Annotated in this window: 19 protein-coding genes; 13 read left to right on the top strand and 6 right to left on the bottom strand. The window is 69.3% G+C overall.

Translation table 11 applies throughout. The features are described from left to right. Positions 1 to 194: 194 nt before the first annotated feature. Complete coding sequence (locus DK412_RS20650; protein ID WP_109973481.1) at positions 195 to 1,034, top strand: chorismate mutase; 840 nt, start codon at positions 195 to 197, stop codon at positions 1,032 to 1,034. A gap of 5 nt (positions 1,035 to 1,039) precedes the next feature. Here the strand turns inward: DK412_RS20650 and DK412_RS20645 are convergent, their stop codons facing one another. Next, the gene (locus tag DK412_RS20645; RefSeq protein ID WP_109973480.1) at positions 1,040 to 1,369 is read right to left on the bottom strand and encodes a hypothetical protein; all 330 of its coding nucleotides are present in this window, start codon (positions 1,367 to 1,369) and stop codon (positions 1,040 to 1,042) included. Positions 1,370 to 1,600: 231 nt separating this feature from the next. Continuing rightward, complete coding sequence (locus DK412_RS20640; RefSeq protein ID WP_109973479.1) at positions 1,601 to 2,947, bottom strand: MFS transporter; 1,347 nt, start codon at positions 2,945 to 2,947, stop codon at positions 1,601 to 1,603. A gap of 145 nt (positions 2,948 to 3,092) precedes the next feature. Here DK412_RS20640 and cyoA point away from each other — a divergent pair, with 145 nt between their 5' ends. The 8 genes from cyoA to DK412_RS20600 all read left to right on the top strand — a co-directional run bounded on the left by cyoA (position 3,093) and on the right by DK412_RS20600 (position 11,672). Continuing rightward, a complete protein-coding gene (gene cyoA / locus DK412_RS20635) occupies positions 3,093 to 4,199 on the top strand; it encodes a ubiquinol oxidase subunit II (RefSeq protein WP_109973478.1) in 1,107 nt (368 codons plus the stop codon). A gap of 153 nt (positions 4,200 to 4,352) precedes the next feature. Further along, entirely contained in the window at positions 4,353 to 6,398 is a 2,046-nt protein-coding gene (cyoB, locus tag DK412_RS20630) for a cytochrome o ubiquinol oxidase subunit I (RefSeq protein WP_109973477.1), read from the top strand. A gap of 7 nt (positions 6,399 to 6,405) precedes the next feature. Beyond that, positions 6,406 to 7,035, top strand: a complete 630-nt coding sequence (cyoC, locus tag DK412_RS20625; RefSeq protein WP_109973476.1) for a cytochrome o ubiquinol oxidase subunit III — start codon at positions 6,406 to 6,408, stop codon at positions 7,033 to 7,035. Further along, complete coding sequence (gene cyoD, locus DK412_RS20620) at positions 7,032 to 7,442, top strand: cytochrome o ubiquinol oxidase subunit IV (RefSeq protein ID WP_109973475.1); 411 nt, start codon at positions 7,032 to 7,034, stop codon at positions 7,440 to 7,442. The genes cyoC and cyoD overlap by 4 nt, the downstream gene beginning before the upstream one ends. After that, positions 7,439 to 8,170: an SURF1 family protein gene (locus DK412_RS20615; RefSeq protein WP_280953956.1), complete on the top strand. Its 732-nt coding sequence runs from the start codon at positions 7,439 to 7,441 to the stop codon at positions 8,168 to 8,170. Before cyoD ends, DK412_RS20615 begins: the two co-directional genes overlap by 4 nt. Before the next feature lie 241 nt (positions 8,171 to 8,411). Beyond that, positions 8,412 to 9,767, top strand: a complete 1,356-nt coding sequence (locus DK412_RS20610) for an ATP-binding protein (protein WP_109973474.1) — start codon at positions 8,412 to 8,414, stop codon at positions 9,765 to 9,767. Between the two features lie 2 nt (positions 9,768 to 9,769). Further along, positions 9,770 to 10,306 carry a response regulator transcription factor gene (locus tag DK412_RS20605; RefSeq protein ID WP_109973473.1) on the top strand — a complete coding sequence of 179 codons (537 nt, stop codon included), beginning with the start codon at positions 9,770 to 9,772 and terminating at the stop codon, positions 10,304 to 10,306. 118 nt (positions 10,307 to 10,424) lie between these two features. Then, entirely contained in the window at positions 10,425 to 11,672 is a 1,248-nt protein-coding gene (locus DK412_RS20600; protein ID WP_245447141.1) for an acyl-CoA dehydrogenase, read from the top strand. Here the strand turns inward: DK412_RS20600 and DK412_RS20595 are convergent. The 4 genes from DK412_RS20595 to DK412_RS20580 form a co-directional block, all read right to left on the bottom strand. Further along, complete coding sequence (locus DK412_RS20595) at positions 11,669 to 12,139, bottom strand: opioid growth factor receptor-related protein (protein WP_109973472.1); 471 nt, start codon at positions 12,137 to 12,139, stop codon at positions 11,669 to 11,671. The genes DK412_RS20600 and DK412_RS20595 overlap by 4 nt on opposite strands. A gap of 29 nt (positions 12,140 to 12,168) precedes the next feature. Further along, entirely contained in the window at positions 12,169 to 12,399 is a 231-nt protein-coding gene (locus tag DK412_RS20590) for a hypothetical protein (protein ID WP_109973471.1), read from the bottom strand. Between the two features lie 217 nt (positions 12,400 to 12,616). After that, positions 12,617 to 13,867 (bottom strand): acyl-CoA dehydrogenase family protein, encoded by a 1,251-nt coding sequence (locus DK412_RS20585; protein WP_109973470.1) that lies wholly within the window; start codon positions 13,865 to 13,867, stop codon positions 12,617 to 12,619. Between the two features lie 211 nt (positions 13,868 to 14,078). Then, positions 14,079 to 14,534, bottom strand: coding sequence for a hypothetical protein (locus tag DK412_RS20580; protein WP_109973469.1), 456 nt, complete (start codon positions 14,532 to 14,534; stop codon positions 14,079 to 14,081). 255 nt (positions 14,535 to 14,789) lie between these two features. Between DK412_RS20580 and DK412_RS20575 the strand changes: the two genes are divergently transcribed. The 4 genes from DK412_RS20575 to DK412_RS20555 all read left to right on the top strand — a co-directional run bounded on the left by DK412_RS20575 (position 14,790) and on the right by DK412_RS20555 (position 20,142). Then, positions 14,790 to 16,421, top strand: coding sequence for an ABC transporter substrate-binding protein (locus DK412_RS20575; RefSeq protein WP_109973468.1), 1,632 nt, complete (start codon positions 14,790 to 14,792; stop codon positions 16,419 to 16,421). 238 nt (positions 16,422 to 16,659) lie between these two features. Beyond that, positions 16,660 to 17,637 carry an ABC transporter permease gene (locus tag DK412_RS20565; RefSeq protein ID WP_109973467.1) on the top strand — a complete coding sequence of 326 codons (978 nt, stop codon included), beginning with the start codon at positions 16,660 to 16,662 and terminating at the stop codon, positions 17,635 to 17,637. A 4-nt stretch (positions 17,638 to 17,641) separates the two neighbouring features. Then, the gene (locus DK412_RS20560) at positions 17,642 to 18,493 is read left to right on the top strand and encodes an ABC transporter permease (protein ID WP_109973466.1); all 852 of its coding nucleotides are present in this window, start codon (positions 17,642 to 17,644) and stop codon (positions 18,491 to 18,493) included. Further along, positions 18,490 to 20,142, top strand: a complete 1,653-nt coding sequence (locus DK412_RS20555; RefSeq protein ID WP_109973465.1) for an ABC transporter ATP-binding protein — start codon at positions 18,490 to 18,492, stop codon at positions 20,140 to 20,142. Before DK412_RS20560 ends, DK412_RS20555 begins: the two co-directional genes overlap by 4 nt. Positions 20,143 to 20,147 lie beyond the last annotated feature (5 nt).

Here is a 20,147-nt window from a genome sequence, read left to right as displayed (position 1 = left end):
TCGTTCTCCAAACCGGACCGGTCGTTAAAGCGTCCAAAAATTCCGCTTCAACGGACGAAAGAGGTAGGGCTTCGCTGTCGCGCCGTCAATCGACGGAAGGGACTTCTCTCGCGCGCCTGCATGCCGGTGGCCCTGGCCCGCGGGCCTGGGGGGTCGTAAGACGGATCTTTCCGCTTCTGCCTCAACGGGACGCCATGACGACCCCGCCCGCCGACCTCGCCGCCCTCCGGGCCGACATCGACCGCATCGATTCGGCCATGCACGACCTCCTGATGGAGCGCGGCCGGATCATCGACCGGCTGATCGCCGTCAAGAAGACCTCGGCCTCGGGCTCCGCCTTCCGGCCCGGCCGCGAGGCCTCGATGATGCGCATGATCGCCGAGCGCCACGAAGGCCTGCTCCCCCTCGACACGGTGGAGGGGATCTGGCGGGTCATCATCGCCACCTTCACCTACGTGCAGGCGCCGTTCGCGGTCCATGCCGACGTCTCGGGCGGCGACGCGCCGATGCGCGACTCGGCCCGGTTCCATTTCGGCTTCACGGTGCCGTACCGGCCGCATCCGAGCGCCGCGGCGGTCATCGCCGCGGTGGCCGCCTCGCGCGGCGATCTCGGGGTGTTCCGCCTCGACCAGGGGGTGACGGCGGGCGCCTGGTGGCGCCTGCTCGCCGGCCCGGGGCGGCCGAAGGTGATCGCCCGGCTCCCCTTCATCGAGCGGCCCGGCCACCCGGCCGGCACCCCGGTCTTCTGCATCGCCAAGCCCCTCGACGATCCGGCTGCGGCCCAGCGTGACTGGGTGCTCTACGCCGCCCGGTTCGAGCGATGGCGCGACGAGGCGGCGGCGGCGGTGGTAGGCCTGGGCGGCGAGGTGGTGGCGAGCGCCGGCGTCAGTGGGGGCTTGAGCCAGCTCCTGGCGCTCCCAGGCAGCGTGACCCCGGAGGAGGCGCGGGCGGCGTTGTCCGAGGCTGGGGCTACGCCGGGGGCCTTCGAGGAGATCGGCAGCCACGCGGCGCGGTTCCGGGTGGGAGCGGAGTAGAAGCGCTATTTCGCTTCTTGTTCCGGGAAGGAGCTAGCGGGAGGTTGAAGAGGGGGCTCTGGGAGTGTCGTCCATCCCAGATTGTCCTTGAGATCGTTGAAGCATTGGGCGCAGACCCATTCGGCGCATGCGCCGCGCTCGTAGTCGTCGCAGGTCGCATAGCCCTCGTGCAGGATGTCCGGGCCATCGAACTCGGCGAGCGTCGCCCAGCAGCCCGCGCAATGATCGTGGTCCCAGGTTTCGCTCCAGCGCGTGTAGCGCCGGAACTGAAGCCGGAGGCCCTTGAGATGGCTGGCGTTGTCGAGGCGCCAGTCGTTTGAGTCTTCGTCGCTCATGACGCTGCTGCAGTCGGCTTCGGTGCTCGCACAGGTCGTAGGCGGAAGCGTGCCAGAAAAGCCCAATCGACCAGTCTGGCTCGACAACCGGTCTCCTGCGCAGAGACCACGGCTGCCGCCACTTCGCCAAGCTACGGGCTTTTCCAAAATCCGCCGAGGCGCCGCCAAAGTTCATCTGGCGGCGCCGAAATTTCGCAATCTCTACCCACAAGAGGGCGGAGAGGATGTCTACTACGCAGTCGTGCCGAGCCGCCGGTTGAGCCCGAGCGCGCCGAGGGTGCAGACCGCACCCGACAGCAGGTACACGCCGACCCACGGCAGCCCCAGATGGCTCGACGCGTAGAGCGCGACCAGCGGGGCGAAGCCGGCGCCGACGAGCCAGGCGAGGTCGGAGGTCAGCGCCGAGCCGGTGTAGCGGTACTTGGTCCCGAAGTTCTCCGCGATGGCGCCCGAGCTCTGGCCGTAGGCGAGGCCGAGCAGCGCGAAGCCGACCACCACGAAGATCGTCTGCCCGGCCATGCTGTCGCCGAAGAGCAGCGGGGCGACGATGCTGCCGAGGGCAAACAGGCCGATCAGCGCCGCGGCGAGGGCGATGGTGGAGCGACGGCCGATCTGGTCGGCGATCAGGCCCGACATGACGATCGTCATCGTGGCGACGGTGGCGCCGGCGAACTGCACCATCAGGAACTCGCCGACCGAGCGGCCGGTGAACAGGTTGATCCAGCTGACCGGAAAGACCGTGACGAGGTGGAACAGGGCGTAGCAGGCGAGCGGCACGAAGGCGCCGACCAGGATGTTGCGCCCGCTGGCCCGCACCGTCTGGAGGACCGGCTCCGGTTCGAGCTCGTCGGCCTCGAGCAGGCGGCGGAACTCCTCGGTCGCCACGAGGCGCAGGCGCGCGAACAGAGCCACGACGTTGATCGTGAAGGCGACGAAGAACGGGTAGCGCCAGCCGAAGCCCATGAAGTCGGCATCCGACAGCTGGAGCTGGAAGAATGCGAACAGCCCGCTCGCCAGCATGAAGCCGACCGGCGCGCCGAGCTGCGGCAGCATCGCGTACCAGCCGCGGCGGCTCGGGGGGGCGTTGAGGGCGAGCAGCGAGGCGAGGCCGTCCCAGGCACCACCGAGCGCCAGGCCCTGGCCGATGCGGCACAGGCCGAGCAGCACCGCCGACCAGGTGCCGATGGTCTCGTAGCCCGGCAGGAACGCGATCAGGCAGGTCGAGAGGCCGAGCAGGAACAGCGCGATGGTGAGCTTGGTCGCCCGGCCGTAGCGCCGGTCGATCGCCATGAACAGCACCGAGCCGACGGGGCGGGCCACGAAGGCGAGGGCGAAGAGCCCGAAGGAGTACAGCGTGCCGGCCACCGGCTCGGCCCAGGGGAAGACCAGGCGCGGGAAGACCAGCACGCAGGCGAGGCCGAACACGAAGAAGTCGAAGAACTCGGAGGTACGGCCGATGATGACCCCGAGGGCGATCTCGCCGGGGGCGACGTGGCCCGGCTCCGACGAGGCCAGGCGGGCGTCCCGTTCCGGCTTGGAGGAGGAGGCGGCGGCGGGATCCGCCGTGATCGTGGCCATATCGGAATCCTGCTTCGTCACGCTACGAAGACCCCTTCCTTAGAGGAGAACCGGTCCTTTGGGGGCCTGGACAAAACGTCCAATCCCCCCGGGGCCCCGGCGGGCGTACAGGACAGGAGCCGAAAGCTGATCGTCCGGGCTGCCCGTGAAACACTTGCGCCTCCTCCTCGTACTTCCGTTCATCCTCCTGACCGGAGGATGCAATATGGTGCTCCTATCGCCTTCCGGCGACGTGGCGCTGCAGCAGCGTAACCTGCTGATCGCCTCCACGGTTCTGATGCTCCTCATCATCATTCCCGTGATGGCGCTCACGATCGCCTTCGCCTGGCACTATCGCGAGGGCAACAAGAAGGCGGTCTACGACCCCGATTTCCATCACTCGATTGGTCTCGAGGTGGTGATCTGGTCGGCGCCGCTGCTGATCATCGTGGCGCTCGGCGCGCTCACCTGGCTCGGCACCCACCTGCTCGATCCCTACCGGTCGGTCAGCCGCATCAGCGCCTCGAAGCCGATCGTCTCGAGTGTCGGCGACCCGATGGTCTCGGGCAAGCCCCTGGTGGTCCAGGTCGTCGCCCTCGACTGGAAGTGGCTGTTTCTCTACCCCGAGCAGGGCATCGCCTCGCTCAACGAGGTCGCCGCCCCCGTCGACCGGCCGATCGAGTTCCGCATCACCTCCTCCTCGGTGATGAACTCGCTGTTCATCCCGGCGCTCGCCGGCCAGATCTACGCCATGCCGGGCATGCAGACGCGGCTCAACGCCGTGATCAACAAGGCCGGCGACTACGAGGGCTTCTCGGCCAATTACAGCGGCGCCGGGTTCTCGCACATGCGCTTCACCTTCAAGGGCGTCGACGAGAGCGGGTTCAACGCCTGGGTCGCCAAGGTCAAGCAGGAGGGCGGCGGCCTCGACCGGGCCGGTTACCTGAAGCTCGAGCGCCCGAGCGAGAAGGAGCCGGTGCGCTACTACAAGACCGTCGACGCCGACCTCTACGACGCGATCCTCAACATGTGTGTCGACCGCGCCAAGATGTGCATGCACGACATGGCGGCGATCGACGCCCGCGGCGGCGGCGGCCGCGAGGGCCTGCACAGCGTCATGAGCCTCACCTACGACAAGGCCGTTCGTCGCGGCACCGGCGCGACCCAGCAGGCGACCTTCGTCACCGCCCTCTGCACCCCCGCCGACGCCTACGGCCTCGGCAACGCCTCGAAGACGTCCGCCGCGTCCACCACGACGCCGCGCCTGAACTGAAACCCATCGCACCGGCCGCGAACGGCCGGTGCCGAAGCGGTCACCGGTTCGGCGGTGACCGCGATGCGCGAACAAGGAGCCGAGCAGAGCTGCCCCATGCCGTTCTGCCTGGATCCAACCCCGAACAGACCGACCTGCACTCCAGGCTGAGCCATGAATTCCGAGCACAATCCGATCGAAGCCTACCCGCATTGGTGGCGGCTGCTGTTCGGCCGCTTCACCATCGAATCCCTGCCGCTCCACGAGCCGATCGTGGTGGTGACCTTCCTGGTCGTGGCTTTGGGCGGCCTCGCCGTCCTCGGCGTGCTGACCAAGTACAAGCTCTGGGGCCCGCTCTGGCGCGACTGGATTACCAGCGTCGATCACAAGAAGATCGGGATCATGTACATGATCCTCGGGCTCGTCATGCTGCTGCGGGGCTTTGCCGACGCGGTGCTGATGCGCTCGCAACAGGCCATCGCCCATGGCGGCGCCGAAGGCTTCCTGCCGCCGCACCACTACGACCAGATCTTCACCGCCCACGGCGTGATCATGATCTTCTTCGTGGCGATGCCGCTGGTCACCGGGCTGATGAACTTCGTGGTGCCGCTGCAGATCGGCGCCCGCGACGTCGCCTTCCCGTTCCTCAACAACTTCAGCTTCTGGATGACCGCCGGCGGCGTCGTCCTGACGATGATGTCGCTGTTCGTCGGCGAGTTCGCGGCCACCGGCTGGCTCGCCTATCCGCCGCTCTCGAACATCGCCTACTCGCCGAGTACCGGCGTCGACTACTACATCTGGGCGCTGCAGATCGCGGGCGTGGGCACGACATTATCGGGCGTCAACCTGATCGCCACCATCGTCAAGATGCGGGCGCCCGGCATGTCGATGATGAAGATGCCGGTCTTCACCTGGACCTCGCTCTGCACCAACATCCTGATCGTCGCCTCCTTCCCGGTGCTCGGCGCGGTGCTGGCGCTGCTCACCCTCGACCGTTACGTCGGCACCAACTTCTTCACGAACGATCTCGGCGGCAACCCGATGATGTACGTGAACCTGATCTGGATCTGGGGCCACCCCGAGGTCTACATCCTGGTGCTGCCGGCCTTCGGCATCTTCTCCGAGGTGACCTCGACCTTCTCCGGCAAGCGCCTGTTCGGCTACGCCTCGATGGTCTACGCCACGGTCGTCATCACCATCCTGTCCTACCTGGTCTGGCTGCACCACTTCTTCACCATGGGATCGGGGGCGAGCGTCAACTCGTTCTTCGGCATCACCACGATGATCATCTCGATCCCGACGGGCGCGAAGATCTTCAACTGGCTGTTCACGATGTATCGCGGCCGGATCCGCTTCGACCTGCCGATGATGTGGACCGTCGCCTTCATGCTGACCTTCGTGATCGGCGGCATGACCGGCGTGCTGCTCGCCGTGCCCCCGGCCGACTTCGTGCTGCACAACTCGCTGTTCCTGGTCGCGCACTTCCACAACGTGATCATCGGCGGCGTGCTGTTCGGCCTCTTCGCCGGCATCTACTACTGGTGGCCGAAGGCCTTCGGCTTCCGCCTCGACCCGTTCTGGGGCAAGGTCTCGTTCTGGTGCTGGGTCAGCGGGTTCTGGGTGGCGTTCACGCCGCTCTACATCCTCGGCCTGATGGGCGTGACCCGGCGCATGAGCTCGTTCTCGGGCACCGAGTACCAGCCGCTCTTCGTGATCGCGGCCTTCGGCGCCCTCCTGGTCGCCTGCGGCATCGGCGCGATGATCGTGCAGTTCGCCGTCAGCATCCTGCGGCGCGAGCAGCTCGTCGACCTCACCGGCGATCCCTGGGGCGGCCGCACCCTCGAATGGGCGACCTCCTCGCCGCCGCCGGCCTACAACTTCGCCTTCACCCCGATGGTGCATGACGGCGATGCCTGGTGGGACATGAAGAGCCGCGGCTACAAGCGTCCGCTGGAGGGCTACAAGGCCATCCACATGCCCAAGAACACCGGCGCGGGCGTGATCATCGCCGCCATCGCCACCGTCTTCGGCGTCGCCATGGTCTGGTACGTCTGGTGGCTGGCAGCGATCTCCTTCGTGGGCGTGATCGCGGCGACCATCATCCACACCTTCAACTACGACCGCGACTATTACATCCCCGCCGACGAGGTGGCGCGGACCGAGGACGAACGCACCCGCGCGCTCGCCCTCGCCCCGGCCGCCACCCCCGTGGGAGCCTGAGGAACCCATGGCACAGTCACACACGGTCACGGCGAGCGACGGCGAGCTGCACTTCTACGTCGCCGACGAGCACGGTCACGCCGAGGGCGGGACCATGCTCGGGTTCTGGCTCTACCTGATGAGCGACTGCCTGATCTTCGCGATCCTGTTCGCGACGTACGGCGTGCTCGGACGGAACTACGCGGCAGGCCCGTCCGGAGCGGACCTGTTCGACCTCAAGCTCGTGGCGGTGAACACCGCCATGCTGCTCTTCTCCTCCATCACCTACGGCTTCGCCATGCTGGAGATGGAGAAGGGCGACCAGCGGATGACGCAAGCCTGGCTGGCGATCACCGGGGCGTTCGGCCTCTGCTTCATCGGCCTCGAGCTCTACGAGTTCGCCCACCTGATCCACGAGGGCGCCACGCCCCAGCGCAGCGCCTTCCTGTCCTCGTTCTTCACCCTGGTCGGGACGCACGGCCTGCACGTCAGCTTCGGGCTGGTCTGGCTCGTGACCCTGATGGTGCAGGTGCACCAGCGCGGCCTGATCGAGGCCAACCGCCGCCGGCTGATGTGCCTGAGCATGTTCTGGCACTTCCTCGACGTGATCTGGATCGGCGTCTTCACCTTCGTCTACCTGATGGGGTCCCTGACATGAGCGCCCGCGCTCCCGCTTCCGACGGTGTCCATTCCGGCTCCGTGCACGTCGAGGTCGTCCACGACCATCACGAGGCCGGGCACGGCTCGCGCAGGGGCTACATCACCGGCTTCGTCCTGTCGGTGATCCTGACGGCGATCCCGTTCTGGCTGGTGATGGCGGAGGTCTTTTCGGACGCCCGCGTCACCTCGCTCGTCATCATGGCCTTCGCGGTCGTGCAGATCGTGGTCCACATGGTCTACTTCCTGCACATGAACGCGCGCTCGGAAGGCGGCTGGACCATGATGGCGCTGATCTTCACCATCGTGCTGGTGGTGATCGCGCTCTCGGGCTCGCTCTGGGTGATGTACCACCTCAACACCAACATGATGCCGGTGTCGCCGAGCGACATGCGCACCATGCCGTGACGGCGAGCGACCAACTCGTGAAGCCGGCCGGGGCGGCTCCGCCCCGGCGCAAGCGCCTCTTCCTGGTGGCGCTCTCGCTGCTCGCGACCGCCCTGTTCCTCAGTCTCGGGATCTGGCAGGTCGAGCGCCGGGCCTGGAAGCTCGACCTCATCGCCCGCGTCGAGTCGCGGCTCGCCAGCCCCCCCGTCCCGGCACCCGGTCGGGCCGCGTGGCCGACGATCTCTCGCGACGCCGACGAGTACCGCCGCGTCACGGCGCGGGGCCGCTTCCTCTCGGGCCGCGCGGTCCGCACCATGGCGGTGACCGAGAAGGGCGCCGGCTCCTGGCTGCTCGAACCCCTCGTGACCGAGGCCGGCGACACGATCCTCGTCAACCGCGGCTTCGTGCCCCCCGACTGGCAGCCTCCGCCGGGAGACGGGGAGGGGAGCGTCACGGTGACGGGCCTGCTGCGGATCCCTGAGCCCGGCGGCGGCTTCCTGCGCAGCAACGATCCGGCCCATGACCGCTGGTACTCTCGCGACGTCGCGGCGATCGCGGACGCCAAGGGTCTCGGCCCGGCGGCCCCCTACTTCATCGACGCGGACGCCTCCGGCAACCGGCCGGGCGCGCCGGTCGGCGGGCTGACCGTCGTGGCGTTCCGCAACCATCACCTGATCTACGCGCTGACCTGGTTCGGGCTCGCGGCGTTGTCGGGCTATGCGGCGTATCGGGCGCTGCGGGAGCGGTGAGGCGGGTTTTCGGAGCGATGAGTTCGAGACGGGACGCACGCGCGAGAACCCTCCCCCCTCTGCGGGGGAGGGTGCCCGGCGGAGCCGGGCGGGAGAGGGGCAGCGCGACGCTGATCCAGCTCGCGCCCTTCAGAACGGTTCAGTTCTCTCCGGAAGCGTGGTTCCCCTCTCCCGCCCCGCTTCGCGGGGCACCCTCCCCCGCAGAGGGGGGAGGGTTCGGGGTGGCGCAGGTCATATCCCCATGACCGACCTGCGCCGCACCGCCCGCGCCACCCTCGTCACCGCTGCCCGCCACCTCGGCATCGGCTCCCTGGCCGGTCTCGGCGAGTCCGGCGCGCCCGAGGACCATGACGGCGGCCGCCAGAACCTCCTCCTCCTGGTGCAGCTGCGCTGGATCGCGGTGGCGGGCCAGGTCGTCACCATCGCGGTGGCGCAAGCGGGCCTCGGCATCGCCCTGCCGCTCGGGGCGATGGCGGTGGTGCTCGCCGGTCTCGTCCTCCTCAACCTCGTCAGCCTGGGCTGGATCGCCCGCGGCGGCGGCGTCACCGAGGGGGTGCTGTTCATGGCCCTCCTCCTCGACGTGGTGGCGCTCACGCTGCAGCTCTCGCTGAGCGGCGGCGCCACCAACCCGTTCACCTCGCTGTTCCTGCTCCAGCTCACCCTCGCGGCGGTGCTCTTGAGCAGCCGGGCGACGATCGGCCTCGTCGCCATCACCACCGCGGCGCTCGGCGTGCTGATGCTGGCCTACCGGCCGCTGGTGCTGCCGCCGGGCGACAGCGGCGAGCTCTTTCGGCTCTACCTCGTCGGCATGCTGGTGAGCTTCGTCATCGACGCCGCGCTGATCGCGGTGTTCGTCACCCGCATCTCGCGCAACCTGCGCCGGCAGGATGCGCGGCTCGCCGACCTGCGCCAGCGCGCGGCGGAAGAAGACCACATCGTCCGGATGGGCCTCCTCGCCTCCGGGGCGGCGCACGAGCTCGGCACGCCGCTCTCCTCGCTCTCGGTGATCCTCGGCGACTGGCGCCGGATGCCGGAACTGACCTCGTCTCCCGACATCGCCCGCGAGATCGAGGAGATGCAGGAGGCGGTGGGGCGCTGCAAGGCGATCGTCACCGGCATCCTGCTCGCCGCCGGCGCCGCCCGCGGCGAGGCTCCCCATCTCACCACCGTGCGCGGCTTCGTCACCGAGCTCGTCGGCGACTGGCGGCGGATGCGCTCCTGCTTCTGCCTCCAGGTCCGCGACGAGTTCGGCGAGGACGAGGAGATCGTCTCCGACACCGCCCTCAAGCAGGTGCTGTTCAACGTCCTCGACAATGCGCTGGACCTGTCGCCGAACTTCGTCGAGCTGGCTGCCTTGCGCGACGGCGATACCCTGCGGCTCTCGGTCACCGATCGCGGCCCGGGTTTCGCACCCGAGATGCTGGCGCGGCTCGGCCAGCCCTATACATCGAGCAAGGGGCGCCTCGGCGGCGGGCTCGGGCTGTTCCTGGTCGTCAACGTCGTGCGCAAGCTCGGCGGCACGGTGGAAGCCCGCAACCGCAGCTACGGAGGCGCCGTCGTGACCATCAGCCTGCCGCTCTCCAGTTTGACGGTGTGACGATGTCCGACGACGACCGCCTGCTCGTCATCGTCGAGGACGACGACCGCTTCGCCGCCACCCTGACCCGCTCGCTGGAGCGGCGCGGCTATACCGTGGTGAGCCTGGCGGGCCTCGCCCCCCTCGAAGCTTTGCTCGCCGAGCGCACGCCGGCCTACGCCGTGGTCGACCTCAAGCTCAACGGCGAATCGGGCCTCGCCTGCGTCAAGGCGCTCCACGACCACGATCCGGGCATCCTCACGGTGGTGCTGACGGGCTATGCCAGCATCGCGACGGCGGTCGAGGCGATCAAGCTCGGCGCCTGCCACTATCTCGCCAAGCCCGCCAACACCGACGACATCGAGGCGGCGTTCTCCAAGGCGGAAGGCGACGTCGACGTCTCCCTCGACGGCCGGCCGACCTCGATCAAGACCCTCGAATGGGAGCGCATCCACCAGACCCTGGTCGAGACCGACTTCAACATCTCGGAGACCGCGCGCCGGCTCGGGATGCACCGGCGCACGCTGGCCCGCAAGCTCGACAAGCAGCAGGTGAAGTAATCCGCCCGGCAGCCCCTGTCTGCCCGCATGGCTGGCGCGTGCGGAATGCGGTTTCGCATCCTGGCGAAGCCGGCGCACCCGGGGTAACGTCCCGCACGAAATGCATGGAGGAGACGAGATGAACGCCCCGTCCGCCGCGGTCGCGACCCAGACCAACCTGAGCCCGGTGAAGCCCCACGAGGGCACCCGCGGCGCGTTCCGGTGGGACGACCCGTTCCTGCTCGACGACCAGCTCACCGACGACGAGCGCCTGATCCGCGACTCGGCCCGCAGCTTCGCGCAGGAGCGCCTGCTGCCCGGCATCGTCGAGGCCTATGCCGAGGAGAAGACCGACCGCTCGCTGTTCAACGCGATGGGTGAGCTCGGCCTGCTCGGCGTCACCCTGCCGGAGGAATACGGCTGCGCCGGAGCAAGCTACGTCGCCTACGGCCTCGTCGCCCGCGAGGTCGAGCGGGTCGATTCCGGCTACCGCTCGATGATGAGCGTGCAATCCTCGCTCGTCATGTACCCGATCTACGCCTACGGCGACGAGAACCAGCGCAAGAAATACCTGCCGAAGCTGGCGTCGGGCGAGTTCGTCGGCTGTTTCGGCCTGACCGAGCCGGATGCCGGCTCCGATCCGGCCGGCATGAAGACCCGGGCCGACAAGATCGACGGCGGCTACCGCCTGTCGGGCGCCAAGACCTGGATCTCGAACGCGCCGATCGCCGACGTGTTCGTGGTCTGGGCGAAGTCCCCGGCCCACGACAACCAGATCCGCGGCTTCATCCTGGAGAAGGGGATGAAGGGGCTCTCGGCGCCGAAGATCAAGGGCAAGCTGAGCTTGCGCGCCTCGGTCACCGGCGAGATCGTGATGGACGGCGTCGAGGTGCCGGAGAGCGCGCTGCTGCCGAACGTCTCGGGGCTGAAGGGTCCGTTCGGCTGCCTCAACCGGGCGCGCTACGGCATCTCCTGGGGGGCGCTGGGCGCCGCCGAGGATTGCTGGCACCGGGCGCGGCAATACACGCTCGACCGCAAGCAGTTCAACCGGCCGCTCGCCCAGACCCAGCTGGTGCAGAAGAAGCTCGCCGACATGCAGACCGAGATCGCGCTGGGCCTCCAGGGCTCGTTGCGGGTCGGCCGGCTGTTCGACGAGGGCCGGATGGCGCCGGAAATGATCTCGCTGGTCAAGCGCAACAATTGCGGCAAGGCGCTGGCCATCGCCCGCGAGGCGCGCGACATGCACGGCGGCAACGGCATCATGGGCGAGTACCACGTGATGCGCCACGCCCAGAACCTCGAGACGGTGAACACCTACGAGGGCACCCACGACGTCCACGCCCTGATCCTGGGCCGGGCGCAGACGGGCTTGCAGGCGTTCTTCTAGTCCTCGACGGCCCGTCGCCAATATTCGAGGCTCCTCGGGTTCACCGGGGAGCCTGCCGCCTGGTCGAGGCCGAGAACGGCCTCGTGGAAGGTCCGAGCCTCCTCCCGCCCGACGAGATCCCGCAGGGCGGTGAGGATGCGGGTGATGCGCAGGTGGTTGTGGTCGAAGGCCGTCAGCCACCCATCGGTTCCGGCGTAGAAGCGCAGCATCCGGTCGCGCGCGGCCAGGAGCCCGGCCCGCGCCGCCGGATCGGCCCGGATCGCGACCGCCTCCGCCGCCCCGAGCACCGGCGCCCCCGGCACCGCCCGGCTCGGCTCGCTGAGCGGGAACAACCACTGGATGAAGTCGTGCACCCCCTCGATGCGGGCATCGTCGAAGGCCAGCACCTCGGCGAGGTAGCGCCCGCGCCCGTCTTGGCCGCGGCCGGCGAGGAAGGCGTGGATCGGTCCCGCACTCGTCTCGGTCATGCTCGCCTCCTCGTGTCTCGCCCTCCGATCTATGGCGAGGCGCAGCGGCGGACAGGCGGCGCGATCGCGCGATCGAGGCTGCATTGCTGGCGCGCGCCGCGGAACCACGACAGGCTGCCGCTCTCGAGGCAGGCGCCGCCGCACTGGCGGTGAGATCCATGGATCGGCCGGACGTAGACCGGTTCGGTCAGCATCCGCGCCCGGCCCACCTCCTCCGCCGTGAGGGCCTGCACGGCGACGCGCGGGAGAAGGAGCGCCATCGTGCAGGAGCGAAGGGGCCGCGCCGCCGTTTCAGGGAGCCCGATGATCGGATCGACGGTGGGGCAGGTCGATTGAATTGCGGTTCATCTTGGCGTTGGCTCGCCTCGTCACGCCGCCGCCCGCCGTCAAAAGCATCGTCGTGCTGTTTTTCTGCCCGCGCTGGAAGCCCGTTCTCTCGAACCGGCGCCCCGCGCGGACGCTCGTCCCGCCGCGCCGTCAGGCCTTCGGCCGCTCGCGGTTGCCGTACTGCGCCAGCTCCAACCGGGCGATCGAGCGGTTATGGACCTCGTCCGGCCCGTCGGCGAGGCGCAGCGTGCGGATGCGGGCGTAGGAATAGGCGAGGCCGGCATCGCTGCTGACGCCGGCGCCGCCATGGGCCTGGATCGCGTCGTCGATGATCTTCAGCGCCATGCGGGGGGCCGCGACCTTGATCATCGCGATCTCGAGCTTGGCGCCCTTGTTGCCGACCTTGTCCATCATGTCCGCCGCCTTGAGGCAGAGGAGCCGCGTCATCTCGATGTCGGTGCGGGCCTCGCCGATGCGCTGCTCCCAGACCGAGTGGTCGGCGATGCGCTTGCCGAAGGCGACGCGGCCGAGCAGGCGCTTGGCCATCTTCTCCAGCGCCTCTTCCGCCACCCCGATGGTGCGCATGCAATGATGGATGCGCCCCGGCCCGAGCCGGCCCTGCGCGATCTCGAAGCCGCGGCCCTCGCCGAGCAAAAGATTTTCGGCCGGCACCCGCACGTCGTTGAGGATCACCTCGGCGTGGCCGTGGGGCGCGTCGTCGTAGCCGAAGACCGGCAGCATCCGCACCACCTCGATCCCGGGCGTGTCGAGGGGGACGAGGATCTGCGATTGCTGCTGGTGCAGGGGGGCGCTGGTGTCGGTCTTGCCCATCACGATCGCGACCGCGCAGCGCGGATCGCCGACGCCCGAGGACCACCACTTGCGGCCGCTGATCACGTAATGGTCGCCGTCTCGGCGAACCTTCGTCTCGATGTTGGTGGCGTCCGAGGAGGCGACGTCCGGCTCGGTCATCAGGAAGGCCGAGCGGATCTCGCCCGCCATCAGGGGGGTGAGCCAGCGCTCCTTCTGCGCCTTGGTGCCGTAGCGGTGCAGCACCTCCATGTTGCCGGTATCGGGCGCCGAGCAGTTGAACACCTCGGAAGCCCACTGGATCCGGCCCATCTCCTCGGCGCAGAGCGCGTAGTCGAGGTTGGTCAGACCCGCCCCGCGAAACGTCCCGTCGTCGTGCTCGGGGGAGGGGGGCAGGAACAGGTTCCACAGGCCCGCCTCGCGGGCCTTGGGCTTCAGGCGCTCGATCACCGGCACCGGCTGCCAGCGATCGGTGCCGAAGGCCTCCATCTCGGCCTTGTAGGTCGGCACGGCCGGGCGGACATGCTCGTCCATGAAGGCCCGGACCCGGTCGCGCCAGTGGCGCTGCCGCTCGGAGAGGGTGAAGTCCATCCGCGATTCCTCCCGTCGCCGGGGTCTCGCGCCCCGGCCTCTTCGGTCGGGAGCCTAGCGCCAACCGCGCGCCAGCAAAACCGCCTTTTCGAAAGGGAGGGGAGGCACGAGCCGTGCCGGTTCCGTACCGGATTTTCGAACTCTGAGCCCGGCCAGGGGAGGGGGCCCGCCGCGATCGTCCGGTTTTCCGGGACGATCGCGGCGGTCCCGCCTACTTCGCCGGATCGACCAGCGTCAGCTTGCCGGTGAACGGCTGATCCTGCTTCGACGTGGCGGTGCAGCCATAGGTGTACTCGCCCGGCGCGATGGTGCGCAGGCGAATCTCCCCCTTGCCGTTGGCCTTGATCAGGTAGGCGTCGTTGCTCGCCACGTGGACCACGTCGCCGTCGTGGTGCAGCACGTTCTTGTTCTGGAAGATCTGTGGCGCGGTGAGCGACACCTGCAGGTTCGACTGGTTGGTCACGTGCAGGTCGACGTTGCTCTGAGCCGGCAGGCGCAGCTCGGCGGGGGCGCAACGCGGCGCGCCGTTCTCGGCGGTGATCGTCACCTCGACCGGGGGCATCGCGTCGGTCTTCGGCGGCGGCAGGTCGTTGGCGGCGCGGGCCCCGCCCGGCAGGGCGACGGCGAGGAAGGCGGCGGCCGCAACGGCGCGGGTGGGGATCGGCATCGGGGGTTCCTCCCGGAGGGGTTGAACGAGGTCGAGGCCAGAACGCCAGGTCGCGCCCGATGTTTCCTCGCCCGACCGGCCGCCGCCCGCGACCCGATGCCCGATGTCCGGGGCCAAGCGACGACAAATCTTCTCCGGATCGGGCCCACGGCAGACGAAGTGCCTCCGGACGGAGCGGAAATTGCCGCGCTTCGTCCATTGCGCCGGCGCTGCGTTGCAGCAAGGATGGCGCCCGAACGACGACGGGGACACAGGATGATCATCGACCGCCGCGACGCCCTCAAGCGGGCCGGCCTTCTCGCGCTCGGCACCGCGGCCTGGAGCCCGGCGGCCCTGACGCGGGCGCTCGCGCAAGGGAGCGGGACTTCGGCCGGAACTCCCCGGCGCGGCGGCGTGCTGACGGTGCAGCTCAACGGCGAGCAGCGGGTGCTCAACCCGGCGATCCGCGCCTCGACCGGCGTCTACGTCATCACCTCGAAGATCGTCGAGCCGCTGGTCGATCTCGACCAGGACGGCAAGCCGGCCGGCGTGCTCGCGACCTCCTGGGAGGCGGCGCCCGACGGCAAGACCGTGACCTTCACGCTGCGCCAGGGCGTGACCTGGCACGACGGCAAGCCGTTCACGAGCGCCGACGTGCAGTACACCGCGATGGAGCTGTGGAAGAAGTACCTGAACTACGGCACACAGCTTCAACTGTATCTCGACGCCGTCGACACGCCCGATCCGCACACGGCGGTGTTCCGCTATTCCCGGCCGATTCCGTTGAACCTGCTGCTGCGGGCGCTGTGCGACCTCGGCTACGTCGCGCCCCGGCACGTCTTCGAGGGCACCAACGTGCTCGAGAACCCGGCCAACACCGCGCCGATCGGCACCGGGCCGTTCAAGTTCGTGTCCTACGAGCGCGGCCAGCACGTCATCGCCGAGCGCAACCAAAACTACTGGCGCGAGGGCTTCCCCTATCTCGACCGGATCGTCTGGCGCTTCATCACCGACAAGGCGGCGGCCTCGGCGGCGCTCGAGACCGGCCAGGTCCAGCTCTCGACCTACAACGCGCTGGCGCTCGCCGATCTCGACCGGCTGAAGTCGGACAAGCGCTTCACCGTGTCGAGCAAGGGACTGGAGGCCAACGCCTTCAACAACACGCTCGAATTCAACACCCGCCGCAAGGAGCTGGCGGATGTCCGGGTGCGCCGGGCGATCGCGCACGCCATCGACGTGCCGTTCTTCATCGAGAACTTCATCTACGGCCTCGGCAAGCCGGCCACCGGCCCGATCCCGTCCTCCTCGACCGCCTTCTACCCGGACAACCCGGCGCCCTACGCCTTCGACCCGAAGAAGGCGGCGGCCCTCCTCGACGAGGCCGGGTTCAAGCGCGGCGCCGGCGGCACCCGCTTCTCGCTCAAGCTCGTGCCGATCATGAACGGCGAGGACGTGCCGCTGCTCGCCACCTTCATCCAGCAATCGCTCCAGGCGGTCGGGATCAAGGTCGACATCGTCAACCTCGACACGGCGGGGGCCCTCTCGACGGTCTACCGCGACTGGAACTTCGACCTCGCCACCGGCTGGCACCAGTATCGCGGCGATCCGGCGGTCTCGACCACCGTGTGGTACCGCTCCGGCTCGCCGAAGGGCGCGCCCTGGACCAACCAGTACGGCTGGCAATCCGACCTCGTCGACCGCCTCACCGACGAGGCGGCGAGTGAGCTCGATCCCGAGAAGCGCAAGGCGCTGTACGCCCAGTGGGTCAAGGCGGTGAACGACGAGATCCCGGTCTGGATGATGACCGAGCGCACCTTCCTGTCGGCGACGAGCAAGCGCGTGCACGGGGACCACAATACGCCGCGCTGGGGCTCGGGGGATTGGCACGACGCGTGGATCGAGGCGTGAAGGCCGTAGCCATGAGGCGCGACGCCCTGAACCCTCCCCCCTCTGCGGGGGAGGGTGGCCTGCGAAGCAGGCCGGGAGAGGAGCGGCGCGACGTTAGAGGACGTGGCGCCCGTCATCACGGTCGTGAGCTTTTCGGAAGCGTGGTTCCCCTCTCCCGCCCCGCTTCGCGGGGCACCCTCCCCCGCAGAGGGGGGAGGGTCACGCGCGCCATCCTGGAGAGAGGGCCCAAGGCCCACCCATGACCATCCTCCTCCTCGCGCTCCGCCGCCTCGCCGCCAGCCTCCCCACCCTCCTCGTCATCCTGGCGGGGCTCTTCCTGCTGCTCCAGCTCGCCCCCGGCGACACCGTCGATGCGCTGATGGCCCAGATGGGCGGCGGCGATCCGGCGACGGCCGAGGAATTGCGCCGCTATTACGGGCTCGACCTGCCGGCCGCGGCCCAGCTCGCCCGCTACCTGTGGCGGCTGGTGCAGCTCGATCTCGGCCAGTCGGCGATCTACGGCAAGCCGGTCGCGACCGTGATCGCCGAGCGGCTGCCCGTGACGCTCATGCTGATGGGCGCCTCCCTCACCCTCGCCTTCGCGGGCGGGACCTGCCTCGGTGTGCTGGCGGCGCGGCGGATCGGGCAATGGCCCGACACCCTGATCTCGACGCTGGGCCTGATGTTCTACGCCACGCCCTCGTTCTGGTTCGGGCTGATGGGGATCGTGCTGTTCGCGATCCATCTCGGCTGGCTGCCGGCCGGCGGCATCGAGGAGGTCGGCGCCGGCTATACCGGCGTGACGCGCCTCCTCGACATCGCCCGCCACCTCGTCCTGCCGACCCTGACGCTCGCTCTCGTCTTCCTCGCCACCTACCTGCGGATCATGCGCGCCTCGATGCTGGAGGTGATGAACCTCGACTACGTCCGCACCGCCCGAGCGAAGGGACTGGGCGAGACCGGCGTGATCGTGCGCCATGCCTTGCGCAACGCGCTCCTTCCCATGGTCACCCTGGTCGGCCTCCAGGCCGGCACGATGCTCGGCGGCTCGGTGGTGGTCGAGAGCGTGTTCGCGCTGCCGGGCCTCGGGCGGCTCGCCTACGAATCGGTGGTGCAGCGCGACCTCAACACCCTGCTCGGCATCGTGTTCGTGTCGGCGCTCCTCGTCATCACGGTGAATTTTGTGGTCGATCTGATCTACGGCCGGCTCGATCCGCGCATCGCGGCGGGGCGCTAACGCGATGGCGGCTCTCGCGCGCTATTGGCGCAACCCGGCGGCGCTCCTCGGCGCCGTGCTCCTCCTCCTCGTCGTCGCGGTGGCGCTCGCCGCCCCGGTGCTGTTTCCCAAGGACCCGCTCGGCCTCGCCGGCCGGCCGCTGCAATGGCCCTTCGTCAACCCGAAGGTCTGGCTCGGCACCGATGCGAGCGGGCGCGACATCGCCGCCCAGGTGTTCCACGGCGCCCGGGTGTCGCTGCTGATCGGCCTCGTCGCCACGGTGATCGCCATCGCGATCGGCATCGCGGTCGGCGCGGTCGCGGGCTTCTACGGTGGGATCGTCGACGACGTCCTGATGCGGGTGACGGAAGCCTTCCAGACCCTGCCGAACTTCCTCCTGCTCCTCGTGCTCGTCGCGGTGTTCGGCTCGGACATCACCACCGTCACGGTGGCGATCGGTCTCGTCTCCTGGCCGGCCCCGGCCCGGCTGACCCGTGCCGAGTTCCTCACGTTGCGCAACCGCGAATTCGTCCAGGCCTGTCGGGTGCTCGGCATGGGCGACGCCCGCATCATCGCCCGGGAGATCCTGCCGAACGCCCTGCCGCCGGTGATCGTCTACGCGAGCGTGGTGATGGCGGTGGCGATCCTGCTCGAGAGCGCGCTCGCCTTCCTCAACCTCTCGGACCCGAACGTCGCCTCCTGGGGCAACCTGATCGGGGCCGGGCGCGGCGTGCTGCGCACGCAATGGTACGTCTCGGCGATTCCGGGCGTGGCGATCCTGGTCACGGTGCTCGCCGTGTCGCTGGTCGGCCAGGGCCTCAACGACGCCCTCAACCCGCGCCTGCGCGGCCCCGCACCGGTAAAGACCGCCGCATGAGCGACCTCCTCACGGTGAAAAACCTGTCGGTCCGCCTGCCGCCGGGGGCCGACCGCAGCCACGCTCTGTCCGATGTCTCCCTGTCGCTGGCGGCCAACGAGATCCTGTGCGTCGTCGGCGAGTCCGGCTCGGGCAAGTCGGTGCTGGCCAACACGGTGATGCGGCTGCTGCCCGCGGGCGTGCGGCCCGATGCCGGAGAGGTGCTGTTTCGCGGCCGCGACCTCGTCGGCGCTTCGGAAGCGGAGATGCGGCGCCTGCGGGGCCGGGAGATCGGCATGATCTTCCAGGAGCCGATGACGGCCCTGAATCCCTTGCGCCGGGCGGGCGACCAGATCGCCGAGACCTTCCGCATCCACACGACGCTCGGGACCCGCGCGATCCGGGAAAAGACCCTCGCGCTGCTGACCGAGGTACGGATGCCGGATCCTGCGGCGGCGCTCCGGGCCTATCCGCACGAGCTCTCCGGCGGCCAGCGCCAGCGGGTGATGATCGCGATGGCGCTGGCGCTGGAGCCGGCCCTCCTCATCGCCGACGAGCCGACCACCGCCCTCGACGTGACGACCCAGGGACGCATCCTGGCGTTGATCCGCGACATCCAGCGGCGGCGCGGCATGGGCGTCCTGTTCATCACCCACGATTTCGGGGTGGTGGCGGAGATCGCCGACCGGGTCGCGGTGATGCAGGCCGGACGCCTCGTCGAGGAGGGGCCGTCGGACGCCGTGCTCAACCGCCCGCGGGCGCCCTATACCAGGGCGCTGATCGGCGCGGTGCCGCCCCTGCTGCCGCGCCCGCCGCGTCCGGCCGCAAGTTCGGCGGCAAGTTCGGCGGCAAGTCCGGCGATCCTGTCCCTCGCGGGCGTCTCGAAGACCTACCGCAAGGGCGGCGGCCTGATCCCGGGCCGGGCCCGGGTGACGCACGCGGTCCGGGACGTGAGCCTGTCGCTGCCGCGGGGCACGACGCTCGGCATCGTCGGCGAGTCGGGCTCGGGCAAGTCGACGCTCGCCCGCTGCATCGTGCGCCTGCTCGATCCCGATACGGGCACGATCCGCCTCGGCGACACCGATCTGGCCGGCTTGTCGCGGCAGGCGATGCGACGCCAAGCCCGCCGCGTACAGATGGTCTTTCAGGACCCCTTCGCCTCGCTCAACCCGCGCCGCCGCGCCGGCGACCTCGTGGCGCAGGGGCCGATGCTGCACGGCGTTTCCCGGGCCGACGCGATGGCGAAGGCGCGCGAGCTGTTCACTCTCGTCGGACTCGATCCGGCGGCGATGGACCGTCTGCCGCACGAATTCTCCGGCGGCCAGCGCCAGCGCATCGGGCTCGCCCGGGCGCTGGCGCTGGAGCCCGAGGTGCTGGTCGCCGACGAGCCGGTCTCGGCGCTCGACGTCTCGGTCCAGGCGCAGGTTCTGGCGCTGCTCGATAGCTTACGCGACCGGCTCGGGCTGTCGATGCTGTTCATCACCCACGACCTGCGGGTCGCCGGCCAGATCTGCGACCGCATCGCGGTGATGAAGGACGGCGCCGTCGTCGAGGCCGGCCCGACCGCGGAGGTCTTCTCCGCCCCGCAGGCCGCCTACACCCGCGCCCTCCTGGAGGCGGTGCCCGGCCGCTCCTGGATCCCCGGCCGTCCGCAGATGCCGGCCGCCTGAAAGAG

The organism is Methylobacterium sp. 17Sr1-1 (assembly GCF_003173775.1).
Lineage (GTDB): Bacteria > Pseudomonadota > Alphaproteobacteria > Rhizobiales > Beijerinckiaceae > Methylobacterium.
Note: the sequence above shows the minus strand (reverse complement) of the source record. Positions and strands in the feature narration are given on the sequence as shown.